We start from the raw sequence: 17088 nt of genomic DNA on the forward strand, positions 1-17088 counted from the left end.
AATGTCAGCTATCCACAAGCCATCGCACGATGTCATCATCAAGCCAGTCGTTTCTGAGAAGAGCTACGCAAATTCCGACCGCGGTCAATACACCTTCCTGGTGGTCCCAACTGCGAACAAGGTTCAGATCAAGCAGGCGATTGAGCAGATCTTCAATGTCAAGGTGACGAATGTCAACACCCTCAACCGCGCAGGCAAACGCCAGCGCACCCGCACCGGTTTCGGCCAGCGTGTTTCCCAGAAGCGCGCCATCGTCACCGTTGCCAAGGGTCAGACCATCGACATCTTCGGCAACTGAAGGCTAGCCGAGAAAGTTAGGAAGAACTAGATTATGGCTATCCGCACATACAAGCCGACGACCGCCGGTCGTCGCAACGCCTCGGTCTCGGATTTCGCTGAGATCACGCGTTCAACGCCTGAGAAGTCCTTGTTGAGGAAGCTCAGCAAGACCGGTGGGCGCAATTCATACGGACGCATCACCAGCCGCCATCGCGGTGGTGGTCATAAGCGCCAGTACCGTCTCATCGATTTCAAGCGTTGGGACAAGGACGGCGTGCCAGCAACGGTCGCGCATATCGAGTATGACCCGAACCGTTCCGCACGTATCGCACTGCTGCACTTCGCCGATGGCGAGAAGCGTTACATCGTCGCACCTGAAGGAATTCATCAGGGCGATCGCATCGAGACCGGTGCCGAGGCTGATATCAAGCCAGGCAACAATCTCCCGCTTCGCAACATCCCTACAGGTACCGTCATCCATGCGATTGAGCTTCGTCCACTTGGTGGCGCGAAGATCGCCCGCTCTGCCGGCGCTGCCGTGCAGCTGGTGGCAAAGGATGGTGCGTTCGCGCAGCTCCGTATGCCTTCAGGCGAGATCAGGAACGTCGATGCCCGTTGCCGCGCAACGGTGGGTGAGGTCGGCAACTCCGATCACGCCAACCTGCAGCTTGGTAAGGCAGGACGCGCTCGTTGGGTTGGCAAGCGTCCGATCACCCGTGGTGAGTCCATGAACCCTGTTGACCATCCACATGGTGGCCGTACCCGCGGTGGCAAGCCGCCGGTGTCTCCTTGGGGCAAGGGCGAGGTTCGTACTCGTCATCCAAAGAAGGCTTCGAACAAGATGATTGTTCGTCGTCGTCCCAATGGCAAGAACCGCAAGTAAGGGAGTTTCGAAAAGATGACTCGTAGCATCAAGAAGGGCCCATTCGTTGACGCCCACTTGCAGAAGAAAGTCGACGATCAGAACGAGAAGGGCACGAAGAATGTCATCAAGACATGGTCGCGCCGTTCGATGATCACACCTGACTTCATTGGGCACACCTTCGCTGTCCATGATGGCCGTAAGCACGTCCCGGTGTTCGTCACCGAGTCGATGGTTGGCCACAAGCTCGGGGAGTTCGCTCCAACACGTACCTTCAAGGGGCACGTGAAGGATGACAAGAAAGCACGCCGCTGAGGCGAGGAAGAGTAGAGACACATGGAAGCTAAAGCTATCGCTCGTCACGTACGCGTGACGCCGCGCAAGGCTCGCCGCGTCGTCAACCTCATCCGAGGCAAGCAGGCGACCGAGGCGGTAACCGTTCTCAAGTTCGCTCCTCAGGATGCGGCGGTTCCGGTTCGCAAGGTTCTGGAAAGTGCAATCGCAAATGCCCGCGTCAAAGCGGACAAGGCGAATGAGCCTTTCCGCGAGAACGACCTTGTGATCAAGGAAACGTATGTGGATGAGGGCGTGACTCTCAAGCGTTTCAGGGCTCGCGCCCAGGGACGTGCGGCGCGTATCAACAAGCGCACCAGCCACATCACAGTCATTGTCGCCGATAAGGAAGGAGCCCGATAATGGGACAGAAGATTAACCCCTTAGGGTACCGCCTCGGCATCACCGAGGATCACCGCAGCAAGTGGTTCTCAGATTCCAACAAGTCAGGTGAGCGTTACCGCGACTTCGTGCTTGAAGATGACAAGATCCGCAAGATCATGAACAAGGATCTTGAGCGTGCAGGCGTGTCCCGCATCGTCATCGAGCGCACGAGGGATCGCGTGCGTGTGGACATCCACACGGCGCGTCCAGGTATTGTGATCGGTCGTCGTGGTGCTGAAGCAGAGCGTGTGCGTGCCAAGCTGGAGAAGCTGACGGGCAAGCAGGTTCAGCTCAACATCTTCGAAGTGAAGAACGCCACCATCGACGCCCAGTTGGTTGCCCAGGGAATCGCCGAGCAGCTGACCAATCGTGTGACCTTCCGTCGCGCGATGCGTAAGGCTCAGCAGGATGCCATGCGCGCAGGCGCCAAGGGTATTCGTATCAAGCTCGCAGGCCGTCTTGGTGGAGCGGAAATGAGCCGTTCGGAGTTCTACCGTGAGGGACGCGTTCCTCTGCAGACTCTCCGTGCACTCATTGATTACGGCTTCTTCGAAGCACGTACCACTTACGGACGCATCGGTGTCAAGGTCTGGATCTACAAGGGCGACATGACCGAGCGCGAGTTCGAAGAGCAGCAGGCCCAGCAGGGCAGCCGTCAGGGCCGTCGTGGCTCCGATCGCAGGCCACGCAGAGGCTCCCGCCCAGAGGGTCAGTCTCAGCAGACCGCACCTGCCCAGGGTTCACCAAGCAAGAGCGCACCGGTCGCTGCCGAGTCGGCACCTGCCGCAACGGAAGTAAAGGAGTGAGCGGATGCTTATCCCAAAGAGGACTAAATACCGCAAGCAGCATCGTCCTACACGTAGGGGCATGTCAAAGGGCGGAACCGAAATCGCTTTCGGCGATTACGGCATCCAGGCTCTCGCACCTGCATATGTGACGAACCGTCAGATCGAGGCAGCTCGTATCGCCATGACCCGCTACATCAAGCGTGGCGGTCGTGTGTGGATCACGATCTTCCCTGATCGTCCGTTGACCAAGCACGCACTCGGCGCCCGAATGGGTTCCGGTAAGGGTGCTCCTGAGTTTTGGGTGGCCAACATTCACCCGGGACGCGTAATGTTCGAGATCGGTGGCGTCACCGATGATGTAGCTCGTGAGGCTCTGCGTCGTGCAATCGACAAGCTCCCCATGAAGTGCAGGATTATCGCTCGTGAAGGCGGTGACATCTGATGTCAGTCGGAACAGCAGAATACACAATCAAGAATCTTGGCGAGAAGACCAACGTGGAGATTGAGGACTTCCTGAAGAAGTCCAAGGAGGAGCTGTTCAACCTCCGTTTCCAGTCGGCCACCAGTCAGCTCGACAACTCTGCACGCCTCAAGGCAGTGAAGCGCGATATCGCCAGGATGTACACCATCCTGCGCGAGCGCGAGCTGGGCATCAGCCCGGAGCCGGAAGCAGCCGCAGAGTCCAAAACCAGCGAAGCTGAGGAGAAGTAAGCATGGCTGAGAAGCAAGAGCGCAACTTCCGCAAGGTTCGTCGCGGATACGTCGTGTCCGAAAAAGCGGACAAGACGGTCACGGTAGAACTCGAGCAGCGTTCGACCCACCCCCTGTACGGCAAGGTGGTTCGTTCGAATCGCACGGTCAAGGTCCATGACGAGCAGAACGCGGCGCATGTTGGCGACCTCGTGAGTATCATGGAGACTCGGCCCCTGAGCAAGACCAAGCGTTGGCGCCTCGAATCCATTGTGGAGCGCGCCAAGTAAACAAGTTCGGCAAGGCTCCGCACACACCCGGATGGTGCGCGTTTGAATCCCGTTGGGAGGATTGCGCACCATCCGAGTGTGTGGGGAGAACCAGCTCGGCTAAGGAGAATCAATGATTCAGCAGGAATCGCGGCTTCATGTCGCCGACAACACGGGTGCCAAGGAGATCTTGGCTATCCGAGTGCTCGGCGGATCGAAGCGTCGCTATGCCGGCATTGGCGATGTCATCGTCGCCTCCGTCAAGGATGCCATCCCCGGCGGGTCGGTCAAGAAGGGCGAGGTCGTCAAGGCCGTCATCGTCCGTACAGTAAAGGAACACCGTCGCACTGACGGCTCCTACATCAAGTTCGACGAGAATGCGGCTGTCATCCTGGGCTCCGGTCGTGAGCCAAAGGGCACTCGTATTTTCGGACCGGTCGGTCGTGAACTGCGCGACAAGCGCTTCATGAAGATCGTGTCTCTCGCACCGGAGGTGATCTGAGATGGTAGCCAAGATCAAGACAGGCGATCAGGTCAAGGTCATTCGCGGCAAGGATCGCGGCAAGGAAGGCAAGGTTTCCCGTGTGCTTTCCAATGACCGTCTGATCGTCGAGGGCGTCCAGATCGTCAAGAAGCACGTGCGTGCAACCCAGCAGGGTGAGCAGGCGGGAATCGTCTCTGTGGAGGCTCCGATTCACCGCTCGAACGTGATGGTCGTCGATCCCGAGACGAAGGCACCTACCCGCGTGGGTGTTGTCGTGAAGGAAGAAGCGCGTGACGGCAAGGTCAAGACCGTGCGTGTGCGCGTCGCAAAGAAATCAGGCAAGGAGCTGGCAGATGAGTGATACCACTGTTGAAACAAGCACAGTAGAAACACCTGCTCTCCCACGCTTGAAGCAGCAATACAACGAGCAGATCGTGGCCGAGCTGGAGAAGGAATTCTCCTACTCGAACCCGATGCAGGTTGCCCGCATCCAGAAGGTTGTTGTCTCAATGGGCGTCGGTGCCGCAGCGCGCGACTCCAAGCTCATCGAGGGAGCCATCAAGGATCTCACCAAGATCACCGGCCAGAAGCCGAAGGTCACGAAGGCCAAGAAGTCCGTCGCACAGTTCCATCTGCGCGAAGGCCAGGCCATCGGTGCCTATGTGACGCTTCGCGGCGATCGCATGTGGGAGTTCCTCGATCGTCTGCTGTCCCTGGCTCTGCCTCGTATCCGTGATTTCCGCGGTATCGACGCGAAGCAGTTCGACGGCAATGGCAACTACAACTTCGGTCTTACGGAACAGTCGATGTTCCACGAGATCGACCCTGATGAGATTGATCACCAGCGCGGTATGGATATTACCGTGGTGACCAGCACCAAGGATGACCAGGAAGCTCGCGTGCTGTTGAAGCACCTCGGCTTCCCTTTCAAGGAGAACTGATATGGCGAAAACCGCTCTGAAGAACAAAGCGGCCGCAAAGCCGAAGTTCAAGGTACGTGGCTACACGCGCTGCGAGGTCTGCGGTCGTCCTCATTCCGTATACCGCAAGTTCGGTTTGTGCCGCGTCTGCCTTCGTGAGAAGGCCCACCGTGGCGAACTGCCCGGAGTTACGAAGTCCAGTTGGTAAAGATCGACGCTGAAGGTCCGCGGTTCAAGCACTGATTCCAGTGTGAGAGCGGCGGAAACCACCGCGAGGAAGGGCACAAGCCCACATGACAATGACAGATCCTATCGCAGACATGCTGACGCGTCTGCGTAATGCGAGTGCGGCAAAACACGAGACCGTGGATATGCCGTATTCCAAATTCAAAGCGAATATCGCTCAGATTCTGAAGCGTGAAGGCTTTATCGCTGACTTCTCCTCGAAAGAGGCGAAGGTCGGTCAGACTCTTGAGGTAGCACTCAAGTACGGAGCACACGGAGAACAGAGCATTCAGGGCATCAAGCGTGTCTCGAAGCCTGGCCTGCGCCGCTACGCCAAGTCTGATTCGCTCCCCATGCCACTTGGGGGCCTCGGTATCGCCATAATCTCGACCAGCTCGGGATTGCTAACCCAAAAAGAGTGCCTCGACCGGGGCATTGGCGGCGAAATCGTCGCCTACGTGTGGTGAGAAAGGAGAGCTGAAACATGGCATCGCATATTGGTAAGCTCCCTGTCGCCATTCCAGCGGGTGTGGACGTCGCAATCGACGAAGGCACCTTCTCGGCCAAGGGACCAAAGGGTACAGATTCATATGTTCTCCCTGAGGGCATCACCGGAAAGATCGAGGATGGGCACATCATCCTGACACCGGTCGATGATCTCAGGCCAACCCGTGCACGTCACGGTCTGAGCCGTTCGATCATCGCATCGATGGTTCAGGGTGTGCATGAGGGCTTCTCGAAGCACCTGATGATCGTCGGCACCGGTTACCGCGTGGTTGCGAAGGGAAAGGGCCTCGAGTTCTTCCTCGGTTACTCGCACACCATCACCGTGAACCCTCCAGAGGGCATCAGCTTCGAACTCCCGAACGCGAACGAAGTGATCGTCCGTGGAACGGACAAGCAGGCTGTTGGCCAGGTGGCCGCGAACATCCGCAAGCTTCGCGCTCCTGAACCTTATAAGGGCAAGGGCATCAAGTACGCGGACGAACGCATCGTGCGCAAGGCCGGAAAGGCTGGTAAGTAAGCATGACAGTCCGAATTTTGGGCAAGGGAAAGAACGTAGCTCGTCTGCGTCGTCACGCTCGCCTACGCAAGCACGTCATCGGCACCGCCGAGCGTCCACGTCTGGTCGTCACCCGCACGAACCGCAATGTCATCGCGCAGATCGTCGATGACAGCAGGGGAGTGACCCTGGTGAGCGAATCAACATTGACTGCATCGTTCTCCGATTTCAAGGGGACTAAGGCAGAGGCAGCCAAGAAGGTTGGCGAGCTGGTAGCTAAGAAGGCTCAGGATGCAGGCATCTCTGCCGTCGTGTTTGATCGCGGTGGCAACAAGTATCACGGTCGTGTCGCAGCGGTTGCTGACGGCGCACGTGAGGGAGGTTTGGCACTGTGAGCGAGAACCAGAACAATAAGGAAACTCAGGTGGCTGCAGAATCACAGAACACCCAGAGCGCAACGGACAACCGCAACGACGACCGCAAGGGCGGACGTCGCGGTGGCCGTGGTGAGGGTCGTCGTGGCGAGCGTCGTGGCCGCAATGGTCGTGACGAGAACCGTGACGAGCTTCTTGACCGCGTCGTAACCATCAACCGCGTGGCCAAGGTCCACAAGGGTGGTCGTACCTTCAGCTTCGCAGCCCTTGTGGTTGTGGGCGACGGCAACGGCACCGTGGGTGTTGGCTATGGCAAGTCACGCGAGGTTCCTGCGGCTATCGCCAAGGGCCAGCTTGACGCCAAGAAGAACATGTTCACCGTTCCGCGCATCCGTGGCACCGTCACCCACCCGGTGATCGGCCATGATGCAGCGGGTACCGTGCTGCTTCGTCCTGCCGCACCGGGAACCGGTGTTATCGCCGGTGGCCCTGTGCGCGCAGTACTCGAGTGCGCAGGTATCAGCGACATCCTGAGCAAGTCCATGGGATCGGCAACCGCCATCAACATGGTGCGAGCCACCGTGGCGGCACTCAAGCAGCTCGAAGAGCCGGAAGAGATCGCGGCACGCCGTGGTCTGTCCTTGGAAGAGGTCGCTCCGGACTCCATGCTCCGTGCACGCGCCGAAGGTATCGCCGAAGCCCGCAAGGCTCGTGAAGAAGCCAAGGCCAAGGCAGCCACCGACCAGAAGGAAGGTGAGTGATGGCGAAGCAGATCAAGATCACACTGACCAAGGGATTGGTGAATTCCAACATCAAGCAGCGGGAGAACGTTCGTTCCCTCGGACTGCACAAGATCGGCCAGAGCGTGACTCGTGAGGACACCGCTGTTTACCGCGGTATGGTGAACAAGGTTCGTCATCTGGTCACAGTCGAGGAGGTTGACTGATCATGGCTACCAACACTGAAGAGAACAAGGTCGAGATCCTGCAGATGCACGATCTTCGTCCGGCGCCGGGTGCCAAGAAGGATCGCATCCGAGTCGGCCGTGGTGAAGGTTCGAAGGGTAAGACCTCAGGACGTGGAACCAAGGGCACCAAGGCCCGTTACCAGGTTCGTCCAGGCTTCGAAGGTGGACAGCTGCCGCTGTACATGCGCCTTCCGAAGCTGCGTGGTTTCAAGAACCCGTTCAAGAAGCAGTTCCAGGTCGTGAACCTGGCTGCGCTGAGCGAGCTGTTCCCCAAGGGTGGCGATGTCGATGTTGAGGCATTGGTCTCCAAGGGCGCGGTTCGTGGTGGTTACGCCGTCAAGGTGCTCGGTCAGGGCGAAGTCTCTGCACCCTTCACCCTCAAGGGCGTAAAGGCCTCGGCTTCGGCCAAGGCCAAGATCGAAGCCGCAGGAGGCTCGATCTCCGAGGACTGAAGTTGATGTCCCAAGGGGATGAGCACCGTAATGCCACAATGACCTTCCCCATATTCGGGGAGGGTCATTGTCGTATATGTGTGTCATTCGGTACCGATTCGGCTAGACTCATATTCTAGTGTGTCGGCATAACCACTGCATCGATCGAAGTAGTGCTGATCAGAACAGTGTCATGCTTTGGATGTTTACAGGGAGGAAACCCAGGTGCGGACCTTAATCCAGGCCTTCAAGACCAAAGAGCTCAGAAACAAGATTCTGTTTGCCTTTGGCATCATCATCATCTATCGCATAGGCTCGTTCATTCCTACTCCGGGAGTGGATTACAAAGTGGTGCAGGACTGCATCACCTCGGCGAGCAGCGAAGACTTCATCGGACTGGTGAACCTCTTCTCTGGCGGCGCTCTGCTGCAGCTTTCGATCTTCGCATTGGGCATCATGCCCTATATCACCGCGTCAATCGTGGTGCAGCTGCTGCGTGTGGTCATTCCTCGTTTCGAGGCCCTCCACAAAGAGGGGCAGTCGGGCGAGGCGAAGCTTACGCAGTACACGCGTTACCTCACCATAGGCCTGGCTGTGCTGCAGTCCACGACCATTCTGGTGACGGCCCGTTCCGGTGCGCTCTTCAACTACGCATGCAGCGGCCAGGTGATTCCCGACAGCTCGGTGTGGAACCTTATCGTCATGGTCCTCATCATGACCGGCGGCACCGGCCTGATCATGTGGATGGCGGAGCTCGTAACCGATAAAGGCATCGGTAACGGCATGTCAGTCCTCATCTTCATGTCCATCTGCTCGGGCTTCCTGCCTCAGTTGTGGGAGATCGGCTGGGGAACGAACGGCACCAACGGCAATTGGCAGAAGTTCGGCATCGTCACCGCCGTCCTCATCGTCATTCTGGTCTTCGTGGTCTTCGTCGAGCTTTCTCAGCGTCGTATCCCGGTGCAGTACACACGCCGCATGATCGGCCGCAAAATGTATGGCGGCTCTTCAACCTATCTGCCGCTCAAAATCAACATGTCCGGCGTGATTCCCCCCATCTTCGCCTCTTCGATTCTGGCGATCCCGACGCTTATCGCACAGTTCGGCAATACCGATCAGAGCTGGGTGACCTGGATCAACAACAACCTGGCCAGCACCACTTCAGTCTGGTACATCGGTCTCTATTCTCTGATGATCGTGTTCTTCTGCTTCTTCTACACCTCGATCACCTTCAACCCTGATGAGACCGCGGATAACATGAAGCAGTACGGCGGCTTCATCCCGGGGATCAGGGCCGGCCGTGCGACAAGCCAGTATCTCACCTATGTGATGAACCGTCTGAATACGGTCGGAGCCGTGTACCTGCTCTTCGTGGCGCTGATCCCCACCGTGCTGATCATGGTGATGAGCATCAGCAGCAAGCTGCCTTTCGGTGGCACCACGATCCTCATCATCGCGGGCGTCGGCTTGGATACCTTGCGTCAGGCGCGGGCCCAGACCGAACAGTTCCAATATGCCGGCTTCCTTTTCGAGGACAACGATCACAAGAACTAGGTAGCATCCCATTTCACCGTGTGCACATTCCTGATTTCAACATCCGGAGTGTGCACATTCCAATATCAAGAAGCAAGAGCGTGCATCTCAGCACCTATGGAGAGCGCAATCCGGCATGCCGCGTATGAATGCGCATGCGTTCTGGATATCGCACGGTGCACGCAGCCACAACCGCAGCAAAGGATCACACAATGAGACTGTTAATCATGGGACCGCAAGGAGTCGGCAAGGGCACACAGGCGGAGCTGTTGGCCAAGCATTACGGTATCCCGGCCATTTCCACCGGTGACATCTTCCGTTACAACCTGAAGAACAACACCCCGCTCGGCCAGGAGGCGAAGGGCTTCATGAATCAGGGACTGCTCGTCCCCGATGAACTGACGAACAAGATCGTGAAGGATCGTCTGGCGATGGATGACGTCGCCAAGGGTTGGATCCTTGATGGATACCCGCGTAATGCGGCCCAGGTTGAAGCTCTCGATACCATGCTCGAAGAGCTCGGCACCCCTCTGGATGCCGCGGTCGCTTTGACCGCCGACCGAAGCGTGCTGATGGAGCGTATGACGAAGCGCGCGGAAATCGAAGGCCGTGCCGACGACACCCCTGAGGCCATCGAGAAACGCCTCGATGTATACGAGCATGAGACCGCACCGATCCTGGACATCTACCGCGATCGGAGCAAGCTCGTCGAGGTCGACGGTGTGGGCGAAATATCGGATATTTCAGCTGCCATCATCGCTCGACTCTAAGGATCCCGCGCCGCTCGGCCTGTGAGTCATCCCGGCATGACCACAGCGAGGGCAGGGAGTCGAAAGACGAAGCCAGGAAATCCTGGCACCACATGATCACTGCTTCAACAGGACGGATAATCACGCTTTGGCGTCGAGAGTTCCGGTTCCGTTGAAGCAGTTGTCATATCTGCAACGACGGGCCACCCAAAGATGCGGACCCGTCGCGCCTGAACACAGCCTCTGGCAGCATCATCGGTATGCAATGCGGCATGCCATCCAGAGAGCACGGTTGATACCGTCGTGGCCGATGTGCCGCGGCATTCCCGGAGCGCCATGTCTGCGTCTCCATACGGGCGCCATCGACTCCAGGCCACAATCACATGAACGATACGTTTCGTCCGAGAATTGACACTATGTATAACTACGGATATTCTGTAAAAAGTGTTGACGTGTCAATAATTGCGATACGTGCCTCACGGGGTGTGATGGGCATCCGGCTCTTTGCTTAGGGGGTTCGGTTTGCGCTTCACCGGATCCGCGGCATCGGTACCTCAATGCGAGGAGCGGAAGCTGCTCATCCAGTGGAGGACGGCACAAGAAAAGGATGACGTGCGTGCGGCTTCTAGATGCATGGGACTAATCCGTTTCGTGAATAGTTACGTTCAACAGAGCAGGAGAAGTAATCATGAACACGAAATTACGTGTGAAGAGACTGGCGGGCTTGGTGGCCGCAGCCTCTGTCACGCTGGCGGGATTCGGTCTCGTCAGTACTGCGCAAGCAGCTACTAACGATGCCACCATCACCGTCAACGTTACGCAGGCAGGCGAAACAGGCGCCACCTACACCGCATATCTCATCGGTGAGTATGAGAACAAGGTGTTCACTGCGGCAGGGAAGATCGATTCCATCGGTATCGCCGCCAATACCGGTTCAGGTGTGAATGACGATATCAAGGACGCGGCAATAGCCGCTGGCGCGCCAGCCGCCACCATCGACGCTGCGAAACCTGCTGGCTGGGTTGCGGCCAACTGGTTGGGATACACCACCACTCCGATTTCGGACGATACGATTTCCGCGGTTTCACCGTATGCGGGCAAGCTCCAGGTCTTCGCACAGCAGCTGGCCGGGACGGCTAACTTCACGACCAACACCACGGCCATCGTGCCCGGTGTCAAATCAGGCGATCCTGTCCCAGCCGGCGGTACGATCACCTTCTCGAATCTGGACGAAGGTCTGTACCTGATCGTCGATTCCTCCCCATCAAGCTCAGCGGCGCACTCCCTGCCGATCATCGTAGGCACGAAGGCATGGAACCCCGCAGGCAGCGGCAGCTTCGTGGACTTCGCCGACGGTGGAACAGGTGTGAAGCCGGAACTGGGTGTGGCCCAGCTGAAGAACGACGCGACCTATGTGGGTAAGACCATCGTCGGCAACGGCACCGGTTTCAACATCGGTGACGAGGTCGAATATGAGGTGACCTTCACCGTTCCCACGATTCCTGCAGGAAAGATCAACTGGTCGACCACGATCACGGATACCTTCCCGACGGCCTTGGATCTTCCGGCCGTGACCGACGTGGAGATCTACGCCGGTGCGGATACCACCAACATCGCGAGCAAGCTGCCGGCGGGCTCAATCTCCAAGGCAGGACAGATCCTCACAATCACCAATCTTGAGAATCTCTTTGCCGCTCAGACCGCAGCCGGAGGCACCGAGTGGGAGAACGTGGCAACCGTTCCCACCACCACGATCCCCGTGCCGGCAGGCACCATCATCCGCATCCGTTACAAGGCGGTCATCAATGACCAGGCCGAAGCGGTGTACGCGGTTGATACCCTGACCAATCTTCCTGCCAACACCAACTCGGTGAAGTACACGAACCCGGATCACACCGAAGCGCACGACAGCGAAGATGACGCAACCGCATACACCTTCGGCATCGACTTGGAGAAGGTCGATAAGGCTGACCCCGCGACGAAGCTCCCCAATGCAAGCTTCACCGTGGCCAGGGCCAGCGCCCCGTCCGTGCCCCTGACGTTCACCGAGACCAGTGCGAACAGCGGTGTGTATCGATATGATCCCGCAGGTTCGACGGTTATCGTCTCGAGGACCGCCGGTTCCTTCAAGATCTACGGTATCGCATCCGGAGAGTATATCTTCACCGAGACCTCGGCGCCGACCGATTTCTATGCGGTCTCGCCGTTCAAGGTCACCATCTCGGCGACATTCGCGTTGAACACCCAGACCGTGTCTTCGGTGGACTACGTGCTTGATAGTTCAACGGATACCTGGCTGACCAACGGTGATAAGACCGTCACCGTCGGTGATACGAAGAAGACCCTGGCCAACTTGCCTTACACGGGTGGCATTGGCATCGCGCTCTTCCTGATCATCGGTGCAGCCGTCACCATCATCGGTGTCCGCGCACACCGCCAGAGCGCCAAGGCTGAAACCGCAGCCTCGGCAGTCTGATAGCGAGAGCTGTTGGATCTCCGGCAATGACAAGAAAGAAGCCCTCTCTCTCGCGTCCTTCGAGGCGTGGGGGAGGGCTTCCCCAATACCGTGATGCGGCATTCCCCCGCCATCGCATCATCCGGCATGTGCTTGTCGTCCATCCCCTCGGTGCGGGCGCGGTCGAGGGTCTCAGAACCATTCTCGGTTTTCATGGCTTCGTGCCCAGGATGACGAAGAACTCCCCGATCCCCATACCCAAGCCCATAGCTGCGTAACCCGTCCAGAGAAGGTGTCTGAATATGTCAGTCAATACACGCATGAATGACGGTTCTGCCATGGACCATCATGTTTTCGGCAGCATCGTCGCTGCACTGCTGGCGGTGCTGATGTGCGCAGGCGTCACATTCACAGCTGATGCCGCACCGACGCCTCCGGACATCAGTGATACCGAGCCACGGATCATCGTTACCGGGGATGTCACTCGTGGTCATACCTTCCGGGCATACAAAATCGCCAATTATGTGGACATCACCCAAGTGGGCGGCAAGCCGGTCAGCCTGAAGCTGGAAACGGTGAATAGCGGCGTCAACATATCCAGCAACACCCTTTCGGACGGCACCGTGGTCGGTGGCGGCGCCACACCCCTCAACTTCAAACAAACCCTGGCGCTGGAAATCGTCGCCATTGAGCGCATGCTGAGCGGTAGCGCCCCAACACCCGATGCGGCCGGACTGATCATGGGCACGGACCCCTTGCAATGGGCCGCCGAGCAATGGCAGTATCCGGTCACCGAAAGCGATACCGATCCCTGGTTGAATACGAACACGCAGACAACGGGTCCCTTCAGGATTCTGGCCGACTGGCTCGAAGATGAGCTGGGTGCCTCGGAGAGCAATGATTGCGTGCCGGGAATGGACCCGTCCTGCTTCGGTCTCTTTTATGATCAGGAGACAGGCATCGAGTATGCCGATGGCAAGTCGAGAGCCGTCTTCGACCTTGACGATGCCACCGATGACGAAATAGGATTTGTGCTCCCCACCAATCCTGATGCCTTTGGCGCCGGGCTGTATATTCTGATGCATCCGCATCCGCAAAGCCAGTTCGGCACGCCTCTGGATGGGACGCATCCTCCTGCGATGGTTCTTGGCACAAGGATCCCGATATCTACCGGGAGCATCTCATATTATGACTTGTACAATCCCTCCGGAACCGAAGTGCTCCATCGGCTCGGTGTACTCAACGTCAAAGGGGATGCCGTAACCGTCACCCTGGATATCAACGATGCGTGGAAGCGGAATCATCCCTCCTACGCCATGAACAACGAAGTGCCCTATATCATCAGAACCAATATTCCGCATTTCGACAATTTCCTACGTGACTCAGGACACGGCGCGTACGAAGGAGGGCGAGCCTCCGGCGCCGCGCTCGCGGATGGCACGCCCATCCAGAACGGATTCGGCCACCAGGCTGCGGGTGCGCAGCATTGGACTTCCGCCAGCAGTACGAAGCCCGCCAATCCCGCCGCAGCGCGTCGGGCAGCCGCCCTTGCCGAGCAAGGAGTGGTCGATTCGGCTCTGATGCGTGGTGCCGCTTCTTCGTCGGTGCGAGGGGTGGCGGATACGACAAGGAATCCGGTCCGCTTCGATATCTCCCTGGACTATTCCGGCAGGGGTCTATCGGATGTCGACGCCCGGACGATGAAGGTGACGGTGGGCTCAACGGTGCTGAACTACCAGAACAGCTGCGTCCTCGATACAGCGAACACGTCAACGCCCTGCTTCGGCTTCGTGCAGTCCGCATCGAATGCCCAAGGTGAGCGGTACTTCGTCGTCCAGATACCCAACTGGGTGCTGCGCGGGAATGGCGGCAAAGCCGTGACCGTCGAATACACGCAGCGCATTCTTTTCGACGCCGCTTCGGATAATGCCAGCATCGCCACCAAGGAGCAGACCGTGGCTACGGTGGAATTCTCCAACAACTCGTATATGCACGATTACACGGAGTTCCTCGATGCGGATATGTTTACAAGAATCATTTCTTTGCGGACAGCGGTCTTTACCTTTCCACTGATCATCACGAAAATCGATTCGCGGAGCAACACGAGCTTGCGGGGCGCACAATTCAGCATTCTCACTGGCGGGGTTGCCCAGTGTTTCGCACTGCGTGCCGGTGTCTATCATCGCAGCGGTAATGCGCCCTGCGCGCAGGGTGAAGGACAGTTGCTCACCAGCGATGCTTCCGGCAGGGTGCGGGTGAAGGGCTTGGAGGCGCAGATCGAGTATCGGGTCAAGGAGATCAGACAGCCGAATGGCTATGATTCGGGAAACATCGGGATGATCAACTTCCCCATGCGTATCGTCCCCCGGTACAGCAGCGACACGAGGCCGACGGAAGTATTGGCGACGGAATACCTCTATGCCAACGCCAGTTACCTGCAACCCGCTTCGCTCCCCGCCTATCTGCGCCCGGCCACCAACGAATGGGTGAATGACGTGGATCATGTGAGGCACACCTTCTACGCCCACGAGATCGACGTATTGAATGGCAAAACATCGCAGGATGTCGACGCCATCGCTCCTTTCCCATGGGGCGTGCTGGCCAGAACAGGTGCGGGCATGCTGCTTCTCGCGTTGCTGGCTGCTTTGGCCTTGCTGATCGGTGTGCTCCTGAAACGCCGCAGGTCGCGTGAAGAGGGAGATCGGCAGGGTGGCCAGGCGGACGACCTGATGGGCACGGCGATGGGCGCGTGCCGCTTGCTCAAGCATGACGGCGATCCCGGGGCGACCGCGCCGGCGGATCCAATGCCGTCGAATGACGGCAAGTGAATATATCGGCTGCGGTGGCGTCCGGGGAAGCCGCCGCAGCCGGTCGTGAACGAGGATGGCAAGGCGCTGAGGGGGGAGACATGTCGATATCGATCAGCACAGCGGGAAGCGGTAATGCCGAACTCGGCGCAAGCGACATCGAGGCGGGAAGCGGTGTCGGCGATGCCGACAGAGTGACTACGCCCGATGATGGCCAAGACTCTCAGAGGTCCGCCGCAGTGGTGGAAGGGGTCAGTGAGGAGACGGCCGTAGAGGATCCCCATCGGCGTGGTTCGGGGGATGCTGAATCCCTGGCATTCGATGCCTTGATGGCCGATTCCTTGGCTCAGGCCTCCCGTGTGGCACAATTGCAATTCAAACTGCGGCGGAAGGCCTCCATATACCGTTTCGTGGCCTTTTTCGCGGTGATGTGCGGCTTGGCCATCGTGCTGTACCCGATGCTGTTCCAAACCTACAGCGCATACAAATTCGCGACGATCGCGGAGGAATCCAACCGAAAGGTCGCACAGTGGCCGTATCCCGAAGGGGAGGAGGCGCTGCAGCGGGCACGCGAATACAATATGAGGCTTGCCCAATCCGGTTCCCGCAATATTGGCGAATTGAATGATCCCTTTTCGGGCGCCGAGCACAGCAATGATGTCAGGCAGGCCCTGGGGCAGCTTGTCGGAGTCGCCGAAGCTCAGCATTCAAACGAAGGGAGCACATCCGAACAGGATGAGGAATACATGAAAACCCTGGATCAGGGCGGGGGCATCATCGGTTCCATCGAAGTACCCCAGATTTCCGTGAAACTTCCCGTGTATCACGGCACATCATCACAGACGCTGAACTCCGGTGCCGGTCATTTGTATGGCACGAGCTTCCCTGTTGACCAGCCGGGCTCACATACGGTTATCACCGCGCACCGAGGGCTGCCGACCGCCATGTTCTTCACCCGCCTTGGCGAGTTGAAGAAAGGCGACGAGATGTACGTGACCACCATGGGCAGAACCTTCGGATATATCGTGGATCGCATCCAGGTGATCGAGCCGACCGATTTCTCCGCAATGGACATCGTCGAGGGCGAGGAACGGTTGACGCTGATGACGTGCACACCATACGGCATCAATACGCATCGTCTGTTGGTATCTGGTCTGCGCGGAGACATTCCCCAGCCTGTTTCGCCCATTCCTGATGCCCGTCGCGACCTGCTGTGGATCCCTGTGTGCGGTGTCATCCTGCTGCTGGCCTCATTGCTGTGTGCCTTCATAGCACGTCGCCGGCGGCGGGCCATGCGCTTCATGCGTGCCCGCCATGCCTACTGGCTTCCCTGGTGGTAAAGGCTTTCGATCACGCTTCAAACTTGAGTCCAATGCACTCAAGTTTTCGCCACTGGTAAAAGTGGGGAAGCTGTGGCGACCATTGCTTATTGTGAGAAGTGAAAGGTACGGCAGGGACCCGAAAGAAGGGTCCCGGAAGCAGTCACGAAGCGGATCGGCGCGCCGAAAGGTGCAAGGTCCGGGACAGGATCCTGG

24 protein-coding genes are annotated in these 17088 nt (G+C 58.2%); all 24 read left to right on the plus strand.

Annotation, left to right across the window (positions count from 1 at the left end):
* The first annotated feature begins 1 nt into the window (after window position 1).
* On the plus strand, window positions 2-298 hold the full coding sequence (gene rplW, locus BPSY_RS05145) for a 50S ribosomal protein L23 (protein WP_033494728.1): 297 nt from the start codon (window positions 2-4) through the stop codon (window positions 296-298).
* 33 nt (window positions 299-331) lie between these two features.
* Window positions 332-1162: a 50S ribosomal protein L2 gene (gene rplB, locus BPSY_RS05150; protein WP_033494730.1), complete on the plus strand. Its 831-nt coding sequence runs from the start codon at window positions 332-334 to the stop codon at window positions 1160-1162.
* Between the two features lie 15 nt (window positions 1163-1177).
* Entirely contained in the window at window positions 1178-1456 is a 279-nt protein-coding gene (gene rpsS, locus BPSY_RS05155; protein WP_033494732.1) for a 30S ribosomal protein S19, read from the plus strand.
* Between the two features lie 21 nt (window positions 1457-1477).
* Window positions 1478-1837, plus strand: a complete 360-nt coding sequence (gene rplV / locus BPSY_RS05160) for a 50S ribosomal protein L22 (protein WP_033494734.1) — start codon at window positions 1478-1480, stop codon at window positions 1835-1837.
* Window positions 1837-2664 (plus strand): 30S ribosomal protein S3, encoded by an 828-nt coding sequence (rpsC, locus tag BPSY_RS05165; protein WP_033494736.1) that lies wholly within the window; start codon window positions 1837-1839, stop codon window positions 2662-2664. Before rplV ends, rpsC begins: the two co-directional genes overlap by 1 nt.
* Before the next feature lie 4 nt (window positions 2665-2668).
* Window positions 2669-3088: a 50S ribosomal protein L16 gene (gene rplP, locus BPSY_RS05170; RefSeq protein WP_033494738.1), complete on the plus strand. Its 420-nt coding sequence runs from the start codon at window positions 2669-2671 to the stop codon at window positions 3086-3088.
* Window positions 3088-3357 carry a 50S ribosomal protein L29 gene (gene rpmC, locus BPSY_RS05175; RefSeq protein WP_033494740.1) on the plus strand — a complete coding sequence of 90 codons (270 nt, stop codon included), beginning with the start codon at window positions 3088-3090 and terminating at the stop codon, window positions 3355-3357. The genes rplP and rpmC overlap by 1 nt, the downstream gene beginning before the upstream one ends.
* Before the next feature lie 2 nt (window positions 3358-3359).
* Window positions 3360-3626: a 30S ribosomal protein S17 gene (gene rpsQ, locus BPSY_RS05180; RefSeq protein WP_033494742.1), complete on the plus strand. Its 267-nt coding sequence runs from the start codon at window positions 3360-3362 to the stop codon at window positions 3624-3626.
* 112 nt (window positions 3627-3738) lie between these two features.
* A complete protein-coding gene (rplN, locus tag BPSY_RS05185) occupies window positions 3739-4107 on the plus strand; it encodes a 50S ribosomal protein L14 (RefSeq protein WP_033494745.1) in 369 nt (122 codons plus the stop codon).
* Window position 4108: 1 nt separating this feature from the next.
* Window positions 4109-4450 (plus strand): 50S ribosomal protein L24, encoded by a 342-nt coding sequence (rplX, locus tag BPSY_RS05190; protein ID WP_033494746.1) that lies wholly within the window; start codon window positions 4109-4111, stop codon window positions 4448-4450.
* Window positions 4443-5030, plus strand: coding sequence for a 50S ribosomal protein L5 (gene rplE / locus BPSY_RS05195; protein WP_034886673.1), 588 nt, complete (start codon window positions 4443-4445; stop codon window positions 5028-5030). Before rplX ends, rplE begins: the two co-directional genes overlap by 8 nt.
* Before the next feature lies 1 nt (window position 5031).
* Entirely contained in the window at window positions 5032-5217 is a 186-nt protein-coding gene (locus tag BPSY_RS05200) for a type Z 30S ribosomal protein S14 (protein ID WP_033494748.1), read from the plus strand.
* 85 nt (window positions 5218-5302) lie between these two features.
* Complete coding sequence (rpsH, locus tag BPSY_RS05205; RefSeq protein WP_033494750.1) at window positions 5303-5701, plus strand: 30S ribosomal protein S8; 399 nt, start codon at window positions 5303-5305, stop codon at window positions 5699-5701.
* A 17-nt stretch (window positions 5702-5718) separates the two neighbouring features.
* Window positions 5719-6258 (plus strand): 50S ribosomal protein L6, encoded by a 540-nt coding sequence (rplF, locus tag BPSY_RS05210; RefSeq protein WP_033494752.1) that lies wholly within the window; start codon window positions 5719-5721, stop codon window positions 6256-6258.
* Between the two features lie 2 nt (window positions 6259-6260).
* Window positions 6261-6632 (plus strand): 50S ribosomal protein L18, encoded by a 372-nt coding sequence (gene rplR / locus BPSY_RS05215; protein WP_033494754.1) that lies wholly within the window; start codon window positions 6261-6263, stop codon window positions 6630-6632.
* Complete coding sequence (rpsE, locus tag BPSY_RS05220) at window positions 6629-7372, plus strand: 30S ribosomal protein S5 (protein WP_034886675.1); 744 nt, start codon at window positions 6629-6631, stop codon at window positions 7370-7372. The genes rplR and rpsE overlap by 4 nt, the downstream gene beginning before the upstream one ends.
* Window positions 7372-7557 carry a 50S ribosomal protein L30 gene (gene rpmD / locus BPSY_RS05225; RefSeq protein ID WP_033494756.1) on the plus strand — a complete coding sequence of 62 codons (186 nt, stop codon included), beginning with the start codon at window positions 7372-7374 and terminating at the stop codon, window positions 7555-7557. The genes rpsE and rpmD overlap by 1 nt, the downstream gene beginning before the upstream one ends.
* 2 nt (window positions 7558-7559) lie before the next feature.
* Window positions 7560-8030 (plus strand): 50S ribosomal protein L15, encoded by a 471-nt coding sequence (gene rplO / locus BPSY_RS05230; protein WP_034886678.1) that lies wholly within the window; start codon window positions 7560-7562, stop codon window positions 8028-8030.
* A gap of 204 nt (window positions 8031-8234) precedes the next feature.
* Window positions 8235-9563, plus strand: a complete 1329-nt coding sequence (gene secY, locus BPSY_RS05235; protein ID WP_033495039.1) for a preprotein translocase subunit SecY — start codon at window positions 8235-8237, stop codon at window positions 9561-9563.
* Between the two features lie 191 nt (window positions 9564-9754).
* A complete protein-coding gene (locus BPSY_RS05240; protein WP_033494758.1) occupies window positions 9755-10312 on the plus strand; it encodes an adenylate kinase in 558 nt (185 codons plus the stop codon).
* Between the two features lie 667 nt (window positions 10313-10979).
* The gene (locus BPSY_RS05245) at window positions 10980-12767 is read left to right on the plus strand and encodes a SpaA isopeptide-forming pilin-related protein (RefSeq protein WP_033494759.1); all 1788 of its coding nucleotides are present in this window, start codon (window positions 10980-10982) and stop codon (window positions 12765-12767) included.
* A gap of 26 nt (window positions 12768-12793) precedes the next feature.
* The gene (locus tag BPSY_RS11615; protein WP_152596769.1) at window positions 12794-13024 is read left to right on the plus strand and encodes a hypothetical protein; all 231 of its coding nucleotides are present in this window, start codon (window positions 12794-12796) and stop codon (window positions 13022-13024) included.
* 24 nt (window positions 13025-13048) lie between these two features.
* The gene (locus BPSY_RS05250; protein WP_152596770.1) at window positions 13049-15574 is read left to right on the plus strand and encodes a SpaA isopeptide-forming pilin-related protein; all 2526 of its coding nucleotides are present in this window, start codon (window positions 13049-13051) and stop codon (window positions 15572-15574) included.
* An 80-nt stretch (window positions 15575-15654) separates the two neighbouring features.
* Window positions 15655-16893: a class C sortase gene (locus tag BPSY_RS05255; protein ID WP_152596771.1), complete on the plus strand. Its 1239-nt coding sequence runs from the start codon at window positions 15655-15657 to the stop codon at window positions 16891-16893.
* The last annotated feature ends 195 nt before the right edge of the window (window positions 16894-17088 follow it).

It is taken from the genome of Bifidobacterium psychraerophilum (assembly GCF_000741705.1).
GTDB lineage: Bacteria > Actinomycetota > Actinomycetes > Actinomycetales > Bifidobacteriaceae > Bombiscardovia > Bombiscardovia psychraerophila.